Source organism: Comamonas sp. GW821-FHT11H03 (genome assembly GCF_058807955.1).
Genome location: NZ_JBXARF010000031.1, coordinates 1 through 523, shown reverse-complemented (window position 1 = coordinate 523; position 523 = coordinate 1). Strand labels below are relative to the sequence as shown.

The window sequence follows — 523 nt, the reverse complement described above, 5'->3', positions numbered from 1 at the left end:
CCTGCACGAGATCGGCAAGCTGTTTGACCGACCACACTCGTCCATTCACACCATCTTGAGTGCGACGGGTGGCATCCTGCCACCAGCGAGGCGTCGGTCTCGCTGGGCATTGAGCATTTCTGAGCGAGAAGAAATCTCCAGGGCGTTGGCCGCAGGTGAATCTATCCGCTGCGTTGCCAGGCGCTTGAAGCGAGCAGCATCCACTATCAGCCGAGAACTCATGCGCAATGGCGGCAAGACTTGCTACCGAGCTACAAAGGCAGACGAGGCTGCCTGGGGGCGGGCACGTCGCCCAAAGGCGTGCAAGTTGGCCTGCAATCCTGCGCTGGCACAGATCGTGGCGGGTAAATTACAAAGTCAATGGTCACCCGAGTAAATAGCAGGGTGGCTCAAACGAACTTACCCGGGCGCAAAGGATATGTAGGTGTCTCACGAAGCCATCTATTGCACGCTCTTCGTCCAAACACGCGGAGCCTTGAAGAAAGAGCTTCTGGAGCATCTGCGGCGCACCAGAGGAATGCGT

The 523-nt window shown here is 57.7% G+C and carries 1 pseudogene; it reads left to right on the top strand.

The window, feature by feature from the left end:
- Positions 1-523, top strand: a pseudogene (locus AC1RTQ_RS24175) (transposase); the annotation flags it as partial.